Below are 19264 nucleotides of genomic sequence, written 5' to 3' on the forward strand. Positions count from 1 at the left end.
CGCCATATCAGGCGAGTATATCATTGTCTTAGGGTTGCAAACCACGTTTATTATTTTTGCGGAACACACCAATTTCCCATCCGGATGAATTCATCTATACTGCCTGGTAGAACCCTGTTTTCGTCAACAATAAATTACTCTAAAGCATGAAAAACAAAGCCACCTCTTTCGATATTGCCCACATGGCCGGCGTCTCGCAATCCACCGTTTCCCGAGCGTTAAACGACAGCCCGTTGGTGAACATCGAAACGCGACGTAAGGTGCAGGAAATTGCACGCCAATTGAATTACAAGGTCGACAAAAACGCCAGCAATCTTCGCCGCCAGCGTAGCAGTACCATTGCACTGCTGTTGTTTGAGGACCCAACGTCTGATGACTCCATGATTAATCCGTTCTTTTTGTCGATGCTAGGCAGCATTACCAAAGCCAGCGCCAGTCGAGGCTACGATTTGTTGGTGTCCTTTCAGAATCTGGACAGCGACTGGCATGCTGAGTTTGAAGACTCTCACAAAGCTGACGGCATTATCTTACTGGGCTATGGCGACTACCGTTCTTATGAAGGCAAATTGACTCAGTTGCAGGAACAAGGCACCCACATCATGCGTTGGGGTGCCCCGGTGGCGGAATATCCGGGTATTTCTATTGGTTGTGACAACTTTCAGGGCGGTAAAGACGTTACCGAGCACGTGTTATCCTTGCGCCAGGGCAACTTCGCCTTCATTGGCGACGTGGGTGACAAAGCGCCGGAATTTCAGGCCCGTTATGAAGGGTATTTGCAGGCACTTGAGCAGCATTCAGGGACTTCCGTCGCCAGTGTGCAGATTGATGCCATATCGGCGGAGTCTGCAGGTATTGATGCGGCTCAACAACTGCTCGAGCGACACACTCCCCTGCCAGATGCTATAGTATGTGCGGCAGATATCATCGCAGTTGGGGTATTAAAGACACTCAAAGCTGCCGGCGTTCAAGTACCGGCAGATGTTGCCGTTGTGGGCTTTGACAATATTCAATTATCGGCGTTTACCACACCGAGTCTGACTACGGTTCAACAAAATACGATTCAGGCAGGCGAGGCCCTGGTTGAAAACCTGTTGCGGGCCATTGAGGGCGAACAAACAACCGACTATCTCATGCCAGCAACGCTCATTGTCCGGCAATCCTGTGGTTGTGAATCTAATGAGTAATCAAAAACGGCCAGTCTACACTGGCCGTTTTTATAACACTGCTCAACACTCAAAAGCGCATGTTTATTGACGAGCCATTTGCGTCAGTAAGGCTTGCTCAAAATCAGCTGACTGAAGCGTGCCATTCTTTACAAATACACGTACACCGTGTGCAGGAACGGTTGCCGTAATACCCTGCTCAGAAATGGTTACGTCCTCACCCGTTACCCACTCTTTCCACTTACCCGGCTCGACATAGGTGTCAGCGACCATGACTAACGGGCTGTCGCTTTTGTTGAGCATAACCAGAGCCGTTTGTTGTGCATCGTCATCCTGTACAACCCGGAAAAACACAGCCTCGTGACCAGCCAAACGCACATTGTATTGCAATCCTCGCTGCAGCGCCGGCAAAGCCTGGCGGATACTTGCGATCTGTGACAGTTTGCTGCGAATAGGATGTGACACAGCAGCGTCTAATCGCGCCTGTCCGATATAATTCCGGTTCCCCTGGTGCTCAGACGTACCGCGCATATAGCCAAACTCAGATCCCTGATACACCACGGGAATACCTCTTGCGGTAAACAACCAGTTGTGGGCGTCGATAAATCCCTCGTCGCTGGCATTCATTCTGGCCATATCATGGTTGTCGTAAAATGTCGTCAGCTCATACGGGTTGTGATAAGGACCGTGTGTTAAGTAAAGCGTATCTGCCAGCGTCGCAAAATCACTGTCTGCATTTTCAAAAACCGATACCATGGCTTTTTGCATCGGAAAATCCAATACCGAAATCCCGCCGTTTTTAGGCTGTGTGTGCTGCGCAATAAAATTGGCGTCGTACTGGAAGCTTTCGCCAAACATGTAAAAGCCCGGGTGTTCAGCGCGAATGCGATCCGACATAGTTCGCCAAAAATCGTGTGATACATGGCGAATAGTATCTATTCTGAACGCATCAGCCCCCTGCTCTATCCAGTATAAGTAACTGTTGATCAAATATTCCTGTACGTCCGGATGGTGCTCGTTCAAATTGGACAACTTAACTAAATCGGGATACGGATGAAAAAAGCGATGGAGTGGCTCGTTCTCCGGGTCCAATGATTCTGGCGGCAAATTCATATGGTCAGCAACCAGATTACCGTCTTTGTCGTACAGTTCGCCATAGCCCGGTTGGTCCTCCGGCATTGTCCAGCTCGGCGTACCGTGATTGGCCACAATATCAAACACAACCTTAAAACCGGCATCATGCATGGCTGACGTAAAATCTGAGACGGTCAGATCGTCACTCACAAGATGCTCATCGGCCTTATAGAAATTGGTAGCCCAGTAGCCGTGATAGCCGGATTTGCCGCCATCTTTAAACATACCGCCATAACTGATAGGTTCATCGCCAGTAAAGCCTTGATCGGGGTTATCCAACACAGGCGTAATCCAGATAGCGCTAAACCCCATGTCCTTTATGTAATCGATATTTTGCAGGATACCCTTGAAATCTCCGCCCATGTAACCAGCGTTAGCAAATTTGCCGTCAGGCCCTTCAAGGCGTAATGACCAACTCGGATGATCGCCACCTTGCTGTTCAAAGTTGTTGCGGGGGTCACCGTCAACAAAACGGTCCGTCATCACAAAGTACACCGCTTCTTTGGCAAACGGTTCTTGCGTGCCGTATATATGAGCAACCGGCGCATTCACGGTTGAATCTGTTGTTTGGCAACCGCCAAGAATAACAGCACTGGCAACAGCGCCCAGAGTAAACAACTTACGCATGTACAGTTCCTTCCTGTTCTACCGGATTGTTTTCATTTACGAAATAAACAGCTATGGCGCCAGCCAGCATTGAACCACCCGCGACCATGATAATGTAAATGGCTTCATTAGCGAATACATTGCTCAGGATCCAACCCGCGCTGACACCTGCAATAATTTGCGGCATTGCCACTGTGTAGTTAAATATGCCCATGTATACCCCGGTTTGTCTCGCAGGGAGGCTACCTGCCAGCATGGCATAGGGCATCGCTAATATCGCAGCCCAGGCGATACCCACACCAATCATCGGGATCAGAAGATTGACAGCCCCCACAGGAACCGTTACTTCCGTGATTAAGAGATTCACTGAAACCTGATTAAAATCCTGGAATAAAGAAAAACTAAGATAACCCAGGCCACCTGCGGCTAAAGACAGGCTGTAGACTAATTTTCGTCCAAAACGATCGGCCAGTCGTGCTAACACAATTGAAAATAACGCGGCGAACACAGAGTAGCCAGCAAACAGAATCCCTACCCAGTCACCCGCAGCCCCCTTCGCGTCTGCAATGTGCTGAGGGACCATTTGCACCGTCGACAGATAAGCAGGATCAAACCACACTTTATCTACTGCCCAAATATGCTGGGTAATCGCCGGCGTGGTATACACCCACATGATGTATAGGGAAAACCAGGAAAAGAATTGCACTACTGCCAACTGCTTCATAGTACTGGGCATATTCGCTACCAGTTTGAAGAAATTCGACAGACGCTCGCCTAATGGTGCTTTATTTGGCTGGGTATCTTCGTCCTCCAGGCCTTTATAACGGGCGTAGTCTTCTGGTGCGTATTCCTTTGTACGAAACACAGTCCACAATACAGAACCAAGCAAAACGGTGGCGCCCAGGTAAAACGCCCACACAACGGATGGCGCAACTTCACCAGCTTTAGCGGTATTTTCCAGGCCAATCACATTGGTGAGAACAAACGGTAAAATTGACCCTATGACAGCGCCGATGTTAATGAGCAGCGATTGCACCGAATAGCCAACATTTCGCTGACCATTGGGTACCATATCCGACACCAGTGAACGGAATGGCTGAAAGCACACATTAAAACTGGCATCCATGAGTGCCAGCATCATAGCGCCAAACAGCATGGGCGCCATTATTGCCACAAATAGGGGGGCATTTGGCATGAGTAGCATGCCGATAGCTGCCGCAATCGCACCGGCAAGAATAAACGGACGGCGCCGACCCAGACGACCCCAGGTACGGTCAGAAGCAGCGCCGACCCAAGGTTGAACAATGAGACCCATGATCGGTGCAACCAGCCAATACAGCGAAAGTGAATGTAAATCCGCACCAAGATCAGACAAAATACGACTGACATTGGCATTTTGTAGTGCAAATCCGAATTGCACACCTAAGAACCCAAAACTCACATTCCAAATTTGCCAGAACGACAAATTAGGTTGCTGATGTGTCGATGTAGAACTGCTCATATAGCACACTCTTATTATTTTCGGGCGTCCGACACAGCGAAGATGCCATCATGGTCGGCGCGGGAATCCTGCCCGGGCTGTTAAAATATCGTTAATTGTAGCCGACCATACTAGCTTTTGATCCCCTGATTACCAAGTACGTGCATACGTATTCATAGCGGTTGTCTTATCAATTGTTAACAGAATATTTTAGAAATTTTGACGAACAACCAATGTACTTACCCTTAGTCAGTGTAAATGCCACGCTAAAACCTAAATACGGTGCGCTATTTGCTTGATTATCTTATTGATTACTCGGTTATTAATCACTAAGGACACATTTTGGAAACGGGTTGGATCCTCATCTCAGCGATACTTGTCTTCATCATGCAGGCAGGGTTTCTCTGCCTGGAGTCAGGAAAAATCCGCACCAAGAACAGCATAAACGTTGCGGCTAAAAATTTATCTGACTTCATTCTCTCCTCTATTTTGTTTTGGTGTGTCGGATTTGGCATCATGTTTGGCTATTCCAATTCGGGCTATTTTGGCGCAACTGAGTTCTTTTTTGGTGCAGAACACTCACCCTGGCAGTTCAGTTTCTTTTTATTTCAGATGATGTTTTGCGGCACAACAGCCACATTGGTGTCCGGTGCTGTGGCTGAGCGAATGTCATATTTTGGTTACTTAATTGTTACCGTTCTCCTATGCGCGATCATTTACCCCTTTGTTGGTCACTGGGCCTGGGCATCACTCTATGATGCGGGTAATAGCGGCTGGCTGGAAAACCTTGGCTTTATCGATTTCGCAGGTTCGACTGTGGTTCACAGTACCGGGGGTTGGATGGCTTTGGCGGCAATTATGGTCATCGGTGCGCGCCAGGGCAGATTCGACAGCAACACGCCTTTCCCAGCGGGCAGCAACCTGCCACTGTCCGTACTTGGTACACTGCTGATTTGGGTAGGCTGGTTTGGTTTCAATGGCGGTAGTACCCTTGCATTAAACGATGATGTCCCTCTCATTCTGGTCAATACCTGTATTGCAGCGGCATTCGGTGGCCTCGCGTCGAGCTTTATTTTCGCGGTAGAAAACCGCTATATGGATGTGAGTGCCATGCTGAACGGTGTGATAGCCGGTTTAGTTGCAATCACGGCCTGCGCCAATATTGTCTCTCCGGCGCACGCTGCCATTATCGGCATTGGTGGCGGTATTGTTATGTTTGCTGGTGACAGATTGCTGAAACGCTTAAAACTGGATGATGCGCTGTGCGTCGTACCTGCTCATTTGTTCGCGGGCATCTGGGGAACATTAGCGGTTGCCCTTTTTCACAAAGACGTCGTCTTTCTGAGCGATGCCTTCTGGCAGCAGCTTAGTGTGCAAGCCCTTGGCATAGTTGTCGTTGGCTTATACGTCTTTTGCCTGAGCTGGGTTTTACTGGTGTTGATTAACCGGGTAGTCAGACTCAGAGTGACAAGTGAGCAAGAATATATTGGCATGAACATTACCGAACACCATGCCACTACCGAGCTCGTTGATTTACTTAACTCTATGGATGCACAGGAAAAATCCGGTAACTTTCACTCCAGAGTACCGGAAGAACCTTTTACCGAAGTCGGTCAGATTGCCCGCAAGTACAACCGTGTTTTAGATAAAGTCCATGACGAAATGAGTCAGAGAGACCGGGCACTAAGCGACTTTAAAAGCAGTGAAAAACGCAAAAGCGCCATTCTGAATTCTTCGATGGATAGCATTGTTACCATCAACCTCCAGGGCGAAATTATTGAATTTAATCCAGCATCAGAGCGCACGTTTGGCTGCCTCAGAGGCAAAGTAGTAGGTAAAAACTTTGTCGACTTGTTCGTATTGTCAAAAGACAAACTGGCTGTGCAGAAAAGCCTGGAAGGTAAATTTGTTACTTCAGATGGTTTACTGATTAATCGCCGAAACACCATTCTGTTGAAGCGCTCTACCGGTGATGAATTTCCCTCTGAAATAACCATTACCGGTACAACGTTTGGTAGCAGCATTGCGAATGAATTTACTCTGCACATACGCGACGTTACGCGTCAGCGCCGCCTGCAGGAAAAACTCAAACAACTTGCCTACAGCGATCCGTTAACCGGTTTGTACAACCGGACGTATTTTATGGAAACACTGACGCAAGCACTGAAGTCTATAAATAACACTAAAAATTGCATCGCGCTGTTCTTCCTTGACTTGGATCGCTTTAAGAAGATCAATGACACGCTTGGACACCAGGCTGGTGATGAGTTGTTGATGGAAGTCGCCAATCGATTGATGAATGTCACCCGCTCAGAAGACACTATCTGCCGCTGGGGCGGCGACGAGTTTGTCATTATGATGAACAGTCGCCATGATGAAAGCTCGGTGTTGACCAGCGCGACCAAAATTTTACAGGTAATGCGTCAACCTGTTGTGTTAAGTGGCAGAGAGCTGACTATTCCCACCAGCATTGGTGTAACACTGACGCACACTGACTTAGTCAACCCCACTACCCTTATTCAGCAAGCCGATATTGCGATGTATTACGCCAAAAAGGCAGGTCGCGATAACTATAAATTATTTGAACCTTACATGGCGGAACAAGAGTCGGAGCAATTTGATTCCGAGCAAACATTGAGTCAGGCCATTGCAGAGAAGAGCGCGTTTTCTATGCTTTACCAGCCCAGAGTGGACGCAAATAAGGAGATTGTTGGTTTCGAGGCTCTTGTAAGGTTTACTAACCCATCGGGTCTCTTTGTTCCGCCCAGTCAGTTTATTCCACTGGCGGAAGAATCTAATCTGATCGTGCCTTTGGAGGAGTTGATCTTTGAATTGGTCTTTGCGCAGATTGCCCAATGGAAAAAAACCTTCGCCGTACTGCCTAGGGTTTCAATTAACCTTTCCGGTAAACATTTGCTGTCAGATGGCCTTCTCCCGTTTCTGAAGACCGCCATGCAGCGTTACGGTATTCGGGGCGAATGGTTTGAGATTGAAGTCACGGAAGGTGTATTTTTAGCAGACATTGAAACCTGTATCGATGTCATGCAGAAACTTCACAGCCTGAATATAGCAATATCAATTGATGATTTCGGTACCGGTTATTCGTCTCTCAACTATCTCAAAACCCTGCCTGTAGATATCCTGAAGATTGACCGTTCATTTGTGAACGAATGTGCAGTGAAAGAAGAAGATGCAAAAATTTGCTCGACCATTATAACGCTGGCTGAATCACTCGGACTATCTACGGTTGCAGAAGGTGTTGAGACTGCTGAACAATTTGAATTTTTACTGAGTAATGGTTGCAGCGAATTTCAGGGCTATCATTTCTTTCGCCCCTTGTCTGCAGACAAGGTAACGCAGCATTTGGGTCAACTGAACGAGCTTTCAGTTTCGTGATGGATTCGCCAATACCACCGGTCCTAGTTGATTGAAGCCAGTGCAGACTAGAGGCGCAGCCGATTGTTAGTATCACGGCTGTTTCTTATGCCTTCTAAAGAAGTATCGTACTGGCTCTTTGCAAGACGGTCGTAAAGCACGATATTGGCCGTTACTGCGAGGTTCAGGCTGCTCAGGGTAGGTATATAAACTACCTCGTCACACATGGCCAGATGTGATTCTGACAAACTGCCATCTTCTGGCCCGAACAGATAAAACGCGTTGTCGGGGTGCTCAAACGCCGGTAGTGGCGTTGCGCCTTCCACGAGTTCTATTCCTACTACTGTCGCGCCTTGTGGCTTGGCTGCCTGTAAAGACTCAATGGCGACAGTAGGAATGGTTTTATGGAATGCTTTGGTGTCTGCGCTGAATTGTTTCGCATAGGAAAAGCGCTCTCCGGTGTAAAAAACACTGCTGACACCAAAACACCCTGCAGCACGCAGAATCGTTGCCACGTTCACTGCAGATTTTGGGTTCTGTAGACCAATAGAGATTGCCGAAAGCATGTCACTTTTCCAAATAACCTTAGACGGGGCGATTGTACTGCAATCAGACAGAATAACAACGTATTACGCCAGACCAACTGCCTATCAATTAAGGTTACGCGTAACGAATGAGTGTGTCGCTTCACCTGCAGTACTGACAAGGGATTCAGCCAATTCCCCACTGTCGGATTCCTTATCAGTGAGTAAACCGTCCATGACGAAATTTTTAGCGTGTTCGGTAATAGATGCGCCTGTCGAACTGGATACAAAATAGTCAATACCTTCATAGGCAACACCAATTGGTCCGGCATATAAAAATCCGCCCACCAGACTCGCCGCTAAATCGACGTCATTATCTGTCACCGACTCATAGATATCGCTTACAACCGGAATATGATTGAGCACGTTCACGGTATCAAAAATATCGTCCAGCGTGGCACCATCCTCCCCCATAACAAACTGATAGGCACTACTGATAAAGCCACTTGTCGACGCAACGGTATTCTCAGTGCTTTCCTGATCCGCAGTTGTGCCGGAAGATGCAATATCTTCATTGGTTTGTGATGAAGCAAACAGGTCGTTTTGTAACATGGTTAGAAATGACGCCTGTAACTGAGACAGCCCCTGCTCACTACCGATATTTTCCAGCGACAACGCCCCGCTTGCTTGTTCAGTCAGACTACCTGTTAGTTCACTGAGCAAGCCAACGTTTATTGCTTGTGTAAACGCAGACTTAAAATCGTCTACATTTGACAATACCGCATCAGTGACCTGCGTCGCTGCAGCGTTGTTACTTGTGGTTAAGGCGTCAAGTGAAGTCGAGCTGGCATTAAAGCCATCCAGCCACTCTGAAAACATGATGATGTCCGCGTTCTGTTGATATATTTATTACGCTAACAGGTCTTTTAAGTAAAGATAACTTACTGAATGTAAAGGTTTAGCAAAGTACAACTCAGTCACAATTAAATCGTGCTTAATAACGGTGTTTACAATCATTAATGATAATTCTGCAGTAAGTGGGGGCTGATGCAATGATTATCCAGTTGGCAGGAATAACATCATGTTCTCTACTCGCAGTACGGGTATTACACTAATCAGCGTTATGCTTTTCGCGTGCACGCAAACCCCCAATGTCGAAGAACAAATCGTCGCCTCATCAGCAACCAACCCGCTGGTTGAACAACGGTCAGCAAAAGTGGATGACACAGAGCCGGTTCCCGACGACCCTCGTTATCGCCCGATTCATATGACCCCTGTACAGGCTGTCACCGCTCCAACCGGCTCTCTGTTTAATCCCGACAATGCCGTAGAGCTTTACAAGCTGCACCATAACTTTCGCATCGGCGATATGATCCTGATTGAATTGAACGAGCGAACACAGTCCAGGAAATCCCTCGACTATCGTATGGACAAATCCACCAGCATGGAGCTTGGTCCCGTTGCGGTCAACGCAGGTCCAATTGTACTGACCGAAGGAAAAGTCGCGGCAAATCACGAGCAAGAGAGTGAATTCGATAGCTCCGCCAATACGGCCCAATCTAACGAGTTAGAAGGTGATATTACCGTCTATGTCACCGATATTTTGCCAAACCGCAACCTGGCCGTCTCTGGGGAAAAGTGGATCACACTCAATAAAGGTCAGGAATACGTGCGGTTTTCTGGGGAAATTCGGATTGCCGATATCAGCGCAGACAATACGGTAGATTCCAGTAAAGTCGGTAATGCGCGCATAGAATACTCGGGCAAAGGCGAATTGCAGGACAACCAGCAGTCCACGTTAATTGGTACCCTCTTTTCGATTTTTAACTAACCATGTTTCGCTTCCTACTCTTTTTACTCTATATCCTGAGTACTAACGTTTATGCTCAGTGGATTGAAGGCCAGGCGTCGGTAGCCGTCGAGGACGCTGAACTCGATGAAATCCGCGTCATGGCAATTAAAAACGCCATTGCCGATGCCGCTTACAAAAATGGTAGTTTCATCACGGCCCAGGATATTGTGTTAGATGGCCTGTTGGTGAGTAGCAAGGCTCAAATACGCACTCAGGGCCGCATACAGCGCGTGGAAATTGTCGATGAAACACTCATCGATAACGTACTTACGGTTACCGTTAACGTCGATATTCTGCCCCTGTTTGAATGCGACAGCGATCCTTATACCCGTAGTCTGGTGCTCAGCCAGTTTCAATTATTGAAGCCATCTCAGGCCCGACACGGCAATATTTTCGACTTTGGTCGTCAGGTAACCCAACGGATGGCTCAACAACTGACCGATAATCAACCAGTTGTTGATACCTTGCTGATAAATCAAGCGTTTATGCCCACTTCTGATTTTAATAGTATTGATCACAGTCAGATAGCCGCGAAAGCGAGCCTGCTGGTGAAGACCTATCACCGCCAATACGTGCTATTTGGTTTTATACGTGACATTAGTTTGTTTGAACAGGTGAAAGAAGGCCTGCTTGAAGACGATGTTAGCCTGCGACGAAATTTCACACTGGAGGTCTACTTGCTGGATGCTCTGCATCAGGACATCGTAATGCAAAACAGCTATCACGGTGAAGGTGACTGGGAGTTTGACTATAACGAAACGATTGATCTTAACAACAGTCTGTTCTGGCGCAGTGATTTTGGTCGCGTGGTACTAAATACGATTAACAGTGCCGTACTGGATGTGTCTAATACTATGACCTGTCTGCCTTCTATGCTACCGGTTGTTTCCGTCACGCCCGGTTATTTATCAATTGCGCTGGGCACAAGGCACGGTGTTAAGGAAGGCGATTTATTCGAACTGTATCAATCCCCACAGCCCTCCATGGAAGCGCAGCTTCATTATCCGCAATGGTATAAACAACCTGACCTGATCCTGGAAGTAGAACACGTTGCCAATCGCAGCGCAAAATTGCGAAGCAGTGATAAAAACGTGCCACTCATTGCTGCGCCCTACGACCTGGTAAGCCCGGCACCATTGATGTAAATAACGCTTAATCCGTATTCGGAAATTCCTACACACGATTAAGAAATATTTTCGTTATAAAGCGTTTAACACCAACTACTCGCAACCATAAAAATCAACAAACCATTTGATATCAATCAGATAGGATTATCTGACTTTCTCTGAAAAGCGGAATAATTTCTGCAACACACCCGTGTATAGCTAGAGCGTATTCCCACAGGGAGAGTAAACCATGTCAACACACAAGGTATTTGATTCAAACAAAAATTGCTGGAAAACCAGCCAGGCGACCCATGCCACCCCCTTAATCGATTGTGCTAATTACTACAGCGCCTTGCATTCCAGTATTTGTAACGCCAAGCACCAGATCATCATTGTAGGTTGGGACATAGACAGTCGAATCAGATTACTGCATGGCGAAGCGGAAGAACAATCAGAGGCGCCCTCTCGTATTGGTGAGCTCATTAAATGGAAAGCAGAACAAAACCCGGATCTACAGGTTTATATCCTGCGTTGGGATTCATCTTTCGCCTTTTTTGACCAGCGAGAAATGTGGGCACTGGAAGTCTGGGAAGACAAAACCCCCGACAATGTTCACGTTATGCTCGATGACTCTATTCCCATGGGCGGGTCGCAACACCAAAAGCTGGCTATCATCGACAATGAAGTCGCGTACTCAGGCGGCATGGACGTTGCGCTTCACCGCTGGGATACCCGTGAGCATTTGATTGATGAACCAGGCCGTATCGGCCCGGACGGTGAATACGGTCCATTTCACGACGTCCAAATGGTATCTTGCGGCCCGGTGGTTGAACATCTCGCCGAATTGGCACGCTGGCGCTGGAATCGGTTGTCAGACACCGCCATTGATACACCGGAAGCTATGCCGGACCATGGGAATGAACGCCCTGAAACCTGGCCTCAAGGTGTGTCTTCATGCTTTGAAAATGTGCCATTGGCAATCGCTCGCACGTTACCTGAAATGGATGATGTGGAAAGTGTGCAGGAAGTTCGTCATATGTTGCTGGACCTGATTGGTCAGGCGGAACGATTCATCTATATCGAAAATCAGTTTACGACACGGGAAGAAATCGCCCGTGCCTTGAATAAACAGTTAAAAGCTAAGCCAGATCTTGAGGTTCTCATTGTGAGTTCTTATGACCCCAAAGGCTTGTTTGAAACTGAAGCGTTCTGGGCTAGTCGACTGGCATTTAAAGACATTATCGAAGACGGTGTTGATACCGATCGCATCAAAATGACGTATTCGTCAATTCGCGATCAGCAAGGCCGTTTAGCCTACAAACGTATCCACTCTAAAGTCATGACCATTGACGACCGTTACCTGGTCATCGGTTCATCAAACCTGAGTAATCGCTCGATGACGCTGGACACTGAGGTTGATGTGGTGATGTTCGGCGATACCGACAGCAACCGTAAGTGCATTGCCTTTACCCGTGACGACCTGATCGCCGAGCACACCGGCCGTGATATTGAGACAACCGAGTCAATCATGGGTGGCAAGCACATTGTTAACGAGCTTATGAACAATCAAATCGCCCACGGTTACGTGTTAACCGAAATCAACGATGAAGAGTTCACCGAAGCGTCTAAAGCCAATATTTTCCGCACCATTTCAGATCCGGAAGAGCCGCTTATACCGCCTGTGAAAGGACTAGGCGGAAAACTTACTGCCATAACCAACCCGCGTAGACGAACCATTATGATTACTGTAGGTCTGGCTGTGCTGGCATGTATCGTTGGTTTGTTACTGTTTATCAGTAACACCGTATCCTGGTTAGATGGCGACAGAATAAGCGCGTTTCTTGAAGAAAGTCGCGGGACGTACTTCGCGTTACCGACCGTATTGCTCGTGTACCTGATTGGTGGCTTACTGTTTTTCCCGGTTACGGTATTATCACTGGCAGTCGCGGCGATATTCGGTCCTATTTGGGGCCCGATTTACGGTATTTTTGGCGCTTTGCTCAGTGCGGGTACCACGTTTCTTATCGGCAAAGGTTTGGGCAATGCGGGTCTGCGTAAACTAGCAGGGCCAAAAGTTGAAGCCGTAGATAAAAAATTGGCAAACACCGGCATCGTTGGTGTAGCAACCATACGAATGCTACCCATAGCGCCATTTAGTTTGGTGAACCTGGTTGCTGGTATTTCATCTATAAGCCTAATGCAGTTTTTGATGGGTACGTTTTTAGGTATGTTTCCACAAATGATTGCTAAAGGCCTGGTGGGCGACTCCATTATGCAAATCTTTAAGCAACCCTCGGCAGAGACAGTTACCTATCTGGTGATTGGTCTAGTAGTGTGGATAGCGATGATTGTTGGCTCACAAAAGCTGGCAAAGATGTATCAGGCGAAAAAACAGTCGGACAACGCAGAAGATTCGGAAAAGGAAGAGTCTGAACAATGTATCGCCTAGTCTCCTATAATCTACACAGTGGTGTTGGCCGGGACGGTGTGCAGGACTATCACCGTATCGGCCACATGCTGGCCGAAAAGAATGCGGACTTTGTACTGCTTCAGGAAATGGATACGCGTGCGTCAGAGCGCAATACCCAGAGCGATATCGACGCCTTGTGCCAACCCGGAGGATATACCTTTGTTCCAGCCGCTACGCAGGTAACATCGCATGGCTGGTTCGGTAACGCCATGCTTAGCCGCCACACCGTTATCCGGGATGATGTGGTGACATTGAACGTCGCAGATCGCGAACCTCGTAACTTACAGCGCGTATGGGTAGAGACACCTCACCACTCACTTCTATTGCATAACACCCATTTGGGGTTGTCGCGCAAAGAGCGTAGACAACAGGTAAAGCTTATCCAAAGTGCGTTAGAAGATGGTACAGCCAACGCAGACTTACCCGCGATGTTGGCGGGCGACCTGAATGAGTGGTGGTATTTGTCGAATTTGTTTGCACGTCTGAAACCCATCATGCATCAACTAGATACCGGGTTGAGTTTTCCAAGCCAGTTCCCTGTTTTTAAACTCGACCGCGTGTGGGTAACACAACACTGCCAGATACTAAATTGTGGCTTGATTAAAGACCCTGCTTCCAGCCATTTTTCAGATCATCTGCCGGTCTTTGCGGACTTTGTTATTCATGACAGGCGCTAAATAATCTGAAAGCTCACTGGATCAGGTAGGCAACCGTTTTGAGTTCGTTGTTTTCACGCGTCATGATAAGCAATTCATACAGCGTTTTATTTTCAAATGTACTTTTGAACTTAAACACCATGTACTTACCTTTTGGTAAGCCTGCGACGGTGTCGCGCTCGCCATAACCGCTTAATTCACGAGAGACCAGCGTTCCCAGTGAATCCTTGGCACCGACCAGCACATCATTCCATTGCGATGCTTCGATATTTTGTTTGAACTGCTTGCTGGCATATTGCCAGGATTGAAAATAGCGGCCACGATCGATAAGCTCCAACCACGCATACGCCGGTTGAATATCCATTTGTTGTTGCGTCTGCGCCTGGCCAACGACCGGTGATGGCATAACCGCAAACAAACAACAGCCTATCATTAGCAGTCTTGCTAACACTTGCATCTTATTCCTCACATAAAAAAAGCGCGCCGGAAACCTGGGCGCGCTTTTACGGTACAACAAGTCAGGGTTATTTAGCAATAACCGTCAGGATGGGTTGGGTTGCATCCGGTCCGGTGACCCTGAATTCGTACGTGCCGGCAGACAATTCAATCATCAGATTGTTGTTACTGCTGCCCAGCACTTTTCCAACACCTTCCGTTACTGTGTTGGTCAGGGCATCATCCGGATTGCCCAGGTTTATCGTTGCCCAATCCTCTGAGGCAACTTTGAACTCCGTTGCACCACCGCTCACGGTGATATCAACCGAGTAAACACCAGCGCCCTGATAAACCAGCTCATCTGCTGTTCCCCAGCCATTCATGCCACCACGTAAATATACAGGTGTAGCGCCGAAAAACTGTGCATTAAACACTTTGAGAACTGGCTCGGCCTTGTCACTCACATCAACAATAAAGACATAGTCTCCGTCTGCATCTATGTTAATAACCAGGTTATCGTTGGTCGCCGCCAGATAGGTCTCCTGCCCTAATTCGACCGTCTTGTCTTCATCTGAGCCAGAGAGCGCGCCAAGGTTTACTGTAGCCCAGTCTTCAGAGGCCACTTTAAACTCATAGCTACCGGCAGTCAGTGACATAGCAGCCTGATACTGACGTGCGCCTTTATACTCAAGCGGCGTTTCAGTTCCCCATCCGTTAAATGCGCCACGTAAGTAGACGGTAGTACCCGCATAGGGTTCTTCGTTTTCAACGGTGAGTACCGGTGCCTGGGCGTCGCTTGCATCCACGGTGAACAAATAGGTTGCGTCAACCGAAGGGGTAAAGAACAGGTTGTTGTTAGACACACCCAACACAACGCCAACGTCATCGGTAACAATGGCATCAGCTGCATCCGCTGCACCGAAGTTCACCGTCGCCCAGTCTTCTGACGCAAACTTGAACTCATACTGGGTACCAGCCGTTAATGCAGACGTTGCGGTGTAGATACCGTTGCCCTGATAGGTAAACTCAACCGACGTGCCCCATTCCGACATACTGCCACGCAGGTAAACCGATGTGTCGCCGTAAGGTACGACATCCGGTGCGCCAGCAGTGGCATAAGTAGCCAGGCCGTAACCCTGTGCGCCGCTTTGTGGTTTTACAAATACCGCAATGGTTAGTGCGGGTACGGTAAAGGTACCATTACCTGATTCATTTTCGGTAAAGTAAGCACCACGTACTGCGCTGTCGTAGGAGTTTTGCTGAACACTGTGAAGCATAAAGCCGGTAGCCGTGTTCACCTCAATGGATTTTTCTTCGTAGCCAGTATTAGCCACCACCATGACAGCGTCATAGTTCACATCTAAATCAACCAGTGGCGTTTCAGCTTCGGCGTTAATCCCGTCGTCGATACTCATGGCAATCAGGCCAACCTGTTGACGTGTGCCAAGATTATGGAAGCCAACGCGATCCATGATGTCCTGCGCCGTTGTTAAGCGGAATAACGGACTGGTTTGACGAATAGTCAGGAATTCTTTAAAGACTTCCGCAGCCATTTCGATTTCAGTCATCGTCGCCGCTCGCTCCGGTGAATAGACAAACTGCCCCATTTCACCCCAACGCGCTTCGTTTTTCTCAGCCAGCGGCAAGCCAACATTCCAGTTGTTAGTTTGCATGGTGAAATCCACGAAGTTGAACCAGTCACCTGAATCATAACTGTCACGGTCCATCGACTTGGAACGCAGCATGTCTCCACCCATTTGCAGGAACGGAATACCCTGCGACAACAAGGTAATACCCATACCCGCATTCTGTGCGCGTACCCGTTGCTCCAGGGTCAGATCTTCCGGTAGTACGTAGTTAAGCTGGTCCCACAGCGTTTCGTTGTCATGCTTAGAGATGTAGTTAATGATATCTGCAGGATCCTGCGCATAACCCCCTAACGCTGATGCGGTAGTAGCGCGGCCACCAGACGTATTCAGCACAAAGTCAGCCAATGTGCCGGCCATGCCCATTTTAACGCGATCCTGTTCGTACAACGCAGAGTCGCTGTCCGGGTTAAAGATATGGCCATAACGAATGGCATCACGTAAGCGGTCGTTGTAGGTACCAATTTCTGTGCCTGCCATATTCAGCTGATTAGCCTGTTCATAGCCGCGGTCGATTTTGGTCCAGCCTTCGCCGTAGAAGTAGTTGTCAGGGTCAATTGCCTGGATCGCATCGCGCAGACGTACCATGGTATCTTTGGTGGCCTGGCTCATGATGTCAAAGCGGAAGGCGTCAAACTTGTATTCACTTGCCCACATGGACAGTGAATCCAGCATCAGTTTTTCCATCATGACATTGCGTGGCTCAGTGTCCTCACAACAGGTTTCCCGCACAATGGCACCACTGTCGACTTCATAACGGTGGTAGTAGCCAGGTACGACCTTGTCCAATACCGACTTGGTGAAAATACCAGAGGCATTGGTGTGGTTGTACACTACGTCGAGCGCAACACGCAGACCAATCTCATGCAGAGACTGAATCATCGCGCGCATTTCAACAATACGTTCCACACCCTCAGCACTTGACGCATAGCTGCCTTCCGGCGCGTTAAAGTGATGCGGATCATAACCCCAGTTAAAGCTATCCAGACTGCGAAGCTCCTGAGTCAGCGCCTGGGCACTGCCTGCTTCCGACAGCGGATCGTAGCTGTTATACACGTCCAGCAAAGTACTGCTTGGATCGGCTTCACTACACACCTGAGCATTCGGACGTTTCACACATAAACGCGCTACTGTATCGTAAATATCTACCGTATTCGCCGGATCTTCATCGATAGTTGCAATGTCATTGCTCGGCAGAATATGGAAGTGAGTCAGTCCTGCATCTGCTAATTCCTGCAGATGTGAAACCGGATCACTGCCCTGCTCGGTGAAGGCAAGATATTTACCCCGGTTCGCTTCACTGGTAGACATATCGCGTATACTAAAGTCGCGAACATGGCCTTCGTAAATTACCGCATCTTCCGGGTTTTCAATTTCAGGAATGACCTGGGTATCCCAGCCATCAGGCTTTAAGGATTCATCAGCCAGATTAACGAAACGAGAGAAGCGTCCGTTAGTAGACAACGACACAGAATAAGGATCGGTGACTTCCAAAGTCGTTATATCGTCCAGCGATGGATGATACACAGTCACTTCGTAGCGATACAGCTTGCGATCCAGACTCATGTCGCCGTTATAAACCCACACACCTGATTCTGTGTTCAGTGTCATGGCATGGCGTTCGGCCAGCGTTTTATTGTCGTTATACACCAGTAAGTTAACTGCTGTGGCTGTAGGCGCCCACACAGCAGCGGTGATACCGTCGTCGGTATAAACACCACCTAACACGGCCTCGTCTGCATCATCCTCGCCTTGGGTATACAGCTGATCAAGTACGTTAGCATGCTGCAAACGCGTTGCGGCTAATAACGTACCATCACTGGCATAGCCAGCCGCGACAACCTGAGTTTTTAGAACCGCTTTGGCATCGTCTGCACTCCAGTCCCCCTCATAAGCCGCTATTGAAGCCAAATGCGGTGCAATGGCAACCTGTTCCTCGGTTAACGTCGTTGGTGTAAGTTCAATCGCCGTGCCATTGAGACCATCTTCAACTGAGGTTTCCAGATCAGCTGCGGCAGAATAATGAAGCTTCACTGCTTCTACACCGTCAGGAGCATCCCAAAGAATAACCTGCGTATCTAACCAATGGGCAGACGCGCCTTCAATCTTCACTGGCTGTGGACCAAGTGACAGCAGAGGAAATTCAAACACGGTAGGCACACCAGACAACGTGAAATTCATGCGTGTGAATTTCTCATCGTCCTGATCAAGCTTACCTTTGAAGTCTGAGCCACCCATTTCCTTGCCGGCGTCGTCGGTTCCCTTGTGAATAATAAAGTTATGACAAGCGCCAGGCGTGCCGGCTACACCGGGTTTGAGTTCCAGTACCCAGTAAGCACCATAGTTTGGGTCAATACCTGAAATAGCACGGCCATTCGCCCAATCGGTGTCACCGTCTGCATAGGCATCACATGCATCATTGTTCCAGGTATGCAGTTTCCACCCTTCGTAAGCACTGTCACCAGGACTATTGGTGGCTCCTACTCCAGCGCGGTTGTAATACAACACGGCTTGATCGTCGCCAGGGAAGAACACCGGATCCTCAAGTGTAGGATCAGCGCCAATCACACAAGCGTCGTTAGTTTCATTCGGTACCGTAGGCGGATCACAGTCAATGGGTGGCTTCTCCACACACATCATGCCCGTTGAGTCCGGCACCAGCGGCGCATCACAGACCAACAAATCATTAGTACCTGATTCAGTGCCAGTTCCTCCGCACCCGGCAAGGGTAAGCGTAAAGACCACAAGTAATGCAGCGACTATTTTATACAGCATGCTGCCTGATGCTGTGGGTTGGTTCGCAAATTGCGTTTCGGT

12 protein-coding genes are annotated in these 19264 nt (G+C 48.4%); 6 read left to right on the top strand and 6 right to left on the bottom strand.

Annotation, left to right across the window (positions count from 1 at the left end; translation table 11 throughout):
• Window positions 1-146 precede the first annotated feature (146 nt).
• On the top strand, window positions 147-1184 hold the full coding sequence (locus tag BUB81_RS08260; protein WP_073321272.1) for a LacI family DNA-binding transcriptional regulator: 1038 nt from the start codon (window positions 147-149) through the stop codon (window positions 1182-1184).
• A 63-nt stretch (window positions 1185-1247) separates the two neighbouring features.
• Here the strand turns inward: BUB81_RS08260 and BUB81_RS08265 are convergent, their stop codons facing one another.
• Together BUB81_RS08265 and BUB81_RS08270 are read right to left on the bottom strand one after the other, a co-directional pair.
• Window positions 1248-2924, bottom strand: a complete 1677-nt coding sequence (locus BUB81_RS08265) for an alpha-amylase family glycosyl hydrolase (RefSeq protein ID WP_073321275.1) — start codon at window positions 2922-2924, stop codon at window positions 1248-1250.
• Window positions 2917-4404 carry an MFS transporter gene (locus BUB81_RS08270; protein WP_073321278.1) on the bottom strand — a complete coding sequence of 496 codons (1488 nt, stop codon included), beginning with the start codon at window positions 4402-4404 and terminating at the stop codon, window positions 2917-2919. Before BUB81_RS08270 ends, BUB81_RS08265 begins: the two co-directional genes overlap by 8 nt.
• Before the next feature lie 321 nt (window positions 4405-4725).
• Between BUB81_RS08270 and amt the strand changes: the two genes are divergently transcribed.
• Entirely contained in the window at window positions 4726-7779 is a 3054-nt protein-coding gene (amt, locus tag BUB81_RS08275) for an ammonium transporter (protein WP_073321281.1), read from the top strand.
• 47 nt (window positions 7780-7826) lie between these two features.
• Here amt and BUB81_RS08280 read toward each other — a convergent pair whose 3' ends face one another.
• Together BUB81_RS08280 and BUB81_RS08285 are read right to left on the bottom strand one after the other, a co-directional pair.
• The gene (locus tag BUB81_RS08280) at window positions 7827-8324 is read right to left on the bottom strand and encodes an RNA methyltransferase (protein ID WP_073321284.1); all 498 of its coding nucleotides are present in this window, start codon (window positions 8322-8324) and stop codon (window positions 7827-7829) included.
• Between the two features lie 84 nt (window positions 8325-8408).
• Window positions 8409-9161 (bottom strand): hypothetical protein, encoded by a 753-nt coding sequence (locus BUB81_RS08285; RefSeq protein ID WP_073321287.1) that lies wholly within the window; start codon window positions 9159-9161, stop codon window positions 8409-8411.
• Between the two features lie 202 nt (window positions 9162-9363).
• On the opposite strand from BUB81_RS08285, the gene BUB81_RS08290 reads away from it, so the two are divergent.
• From BUB81_RS08290 to BUB81_RS08305, 4 genes are all read left to right on the top strand, one after another.
• Entirely contained in the window at window positions 9364-10113 is a 750-nt protein-coding gene (locus BUB81_RS08290) for a flagellar basal body L-ring protein FlgH (RefSeq protein WP_073321290.1), read from the top strand.
• Between the two features lie 2 nt (window positions 10114-10115).
• Entirely contained in the window at window positions 10116-11279 is a 1164-nt protein-coding gene (locus BUB81_RS08295) for a flagellar assembly protein T N-terminal domain-containing protein (protein ID WP_073321293.1), read from the top strand.
• A 211-nt stretch (window positions 11280-11490) separates the two neighbouring features.
• The gene (locus BUB81_RS08300; RefSeq protein ID WP_073321298.1) at window positions 11491-13689 is read left to right on the top strand and encodes a VTT domain-containing protein; all 2199 of its coding nucleotides are present in this window, start codon (window positions 11491-11493) and stop codon (window positions 13687-13689) included.
• The gene (locus BUB81_RS08305) at window positions 13677-14387 is read left to right on the top strand and encodes an endonuclease/exonuclease/phosphatase family protein (protein WP_073321301.1); all 711 of its coding nucleotides are present in this window, start codon (window positions 13677-13679) and stop codon (window positions 14385-14387) included. Before BUB81_RS08300 ends, BUB81_RS08305 begins: the two co-directional genes overlap by 13 nt.
• Before the next feature lie 13 nt (window positions 14388-14400).
• On the opposite strand, the gene BUB81_RS08310 is transcribed toward BUB81_RS08305, so the two are convergent.
• Together BUB81_RS08310 and BUB81_RS08315 are read right to left on the bottom strand one after the other, a co-directional pair.
• Window positions 14401-14823, bottom strand: a complete 423-nt coding sequence (locus BUB81_RS08310) for a DUF4019 domain-containing protein (protein WP_073321304.1) — start codon at window positions 14821-14823, stop codon at window positions 14401-14403.
• Between the two features lie 67 nt (window positions 14824-14890).
• Window positions 14891-19222, bottom strand: a complete 4332-nt coding sequence (locus tag BUB81_RS08315) for an alpha-1,6-glucosidase domain-containing protein (RefSeq protein ID WP_073322752.1) — start codon at window positions 19220-19222, stop codon at window positions 14891-14893.
• Window positions 19223-19264 lie beyond the last annotated feature (42 nt).

Source organism: Marisediminitalea aggregata (assembly GCF_900129565.1).
Lineage (GTDB): Bacteria > Pseudomonadota > Gammaproteobacteria > Enterobacterales > Alteromonadaceae > Alteromonas > Alteromonas aggregata.